Raw genomic sequence first — 1,601 nt, forward strand, 5'->3', positions numbered from 1 at the left:
AGCTTCTTCTGCCGAAGCAGCCTGTTCCGTCGCACCCTGCGAGAGCTGTTCCGAGCTCGCCGAAAGCTCCTGGCTGCCCGACGACACGTTGTCAGACGCAGAAAGCGCGTCCGCAACAACACCACGAAGCCGCTCGACCATGCGCAGAAGCGCAAAGCCCAGCATGTCCTTTTCGGATTGCGGCTTCGGCGTAACGGTCAGGTCGCCGTTGGAGATCTGATCGGCGACACCCGCCATTTCCTTCAGGTTGCCGGTCATGCGGTTGATGGTATCGACCAGATCCTTGATCTCGTCATTGGTCTTGATCTCGACACTCTGGTTGAGATCGCCGATTGCGACGGCTTCGGCGACGTGGGTGATCTTGCGCAGGCCAGCGCTGATTCCAAGTGCGATCCAGAAGGCCGTGACGGAGGCGATGATGACGGCGATCACGGAAAGGGACACAAGCAGCATGCGTGTCGACTGATATTCCGCATCTGCGCTGGCCTTGGCCTCCTGCAGGCGATCGCGGTTCAGCTGCACGCCCTCTTCGAGCTTCTTCGTCAGCTCGTTCGCGGCATCGCGGCCCTCATTGGCGGACATGCGCGAAGCTTCCGCGGTGTTGCCGACGCTCACCAGCTGGTGAATTCGCCTGTCGCTCGCCTCGAATTTATCGATGGCAACACGCAACTGCTGCCAGTAATCGCGGGTCGCGGCACTTGCAGTCGACGCCATTTCCTCGAACATCTGGTTGAAGGTCGCCTGTTCCTCCAGACTGAGATCGATGTATTTCTTCACCTCTTCCGGCGTCGCCGCCAGAATCATGTTCTTCTGGGCACGAACGATGGTCAGCGAAATCGCATTGAGCTGCTGGATCTTGTCCAGACGCACCACGGTTCCCTCGATCACCTCGTCCATATTCGACTTGGAATCGGCGAGGCTCATGATCCCGTAGGACGATGCCACCAGCAGCATCAACACCATGAAGCCAAAGGCCAGAGCCAGTTTCAGTTTGATCGTAAATCGCATTTTCCCTACCCCACATTGGTGAATGGGCATGCAAACACATGCCCAGTTTCGTGATGTTGCTTTGACCACCGGCAACGAAAGCAGGGAGGCGAAACATTCACGCCTGCATTCGCCGATTACCGGCAATCATTGACACCAGCGCATTCACACGCGGGGCCCTGAAAGGGGCGCCCCGACAAGGGACGCCCGCTAAATATTTCCGCCGGGAAAACCTATGCGCTTTCCCTGAAATCCGCGTCGCCGGCATCCGGCCCGCCCATGGTCATATCGAGGGCAAAGCCCTTGGCGCGGGCCTGCTGGGCCGCGACGTTCATTCCGGCCGCCTTTTGCGGCTTGCGCTGCGGCGCGCGGGCCGCCGAAGCGGAAGCCGGCACGGCCCGCTGGACAACCGAACGCTGATCCATGCGGGAGGCCATGTTATCCACCTTGAAGAAAGCGATGGATGTCTGGAGTTCCTCTGCCTGTGCAGCGAGTTCTTCAGATGTCGCCGACATTTCTTCGGAGGCGCCGGCATTCTGCTGCGTCACCTTGTCGAGCTGCTGGATCGCCTCGTTGATCTGCGAGGCGCCGATATCCTGCTCGCGGCAGGCGGC

Annotated in this window: 1 protein-coding gene and 1 pseudogene; both read right to left on the reverse strand. The window is 59.8% G+C overall.

What is annotated here, in order from left to right:
- Positions 1–1,008: MCP four helix bundle domain-containing protein (locus tag ACE3PP_RS18635; protein WP_374384777.1), on the reverse strand; the 1,008-nt coding region annotated here is incomplete at its 3' end.
- 212 nt (positions 1,009–1,220) lie between these two features.
- Positions 1,221–1,601 (reverse strand): annotated as a pseudogene (locus tag ACE3PP_RS18640) (methyl-accepting chemotaxis protein); the annotation flags it as partial.

This window comes from Dongia sp. (genome assembly GCF_041910485.1).
Taxonomy (GTDB): domain Bacteria; phylum Pseudomonadota; class Alphaproteobacteria; order Dongiales; family Dongiaceae; genus Dongia.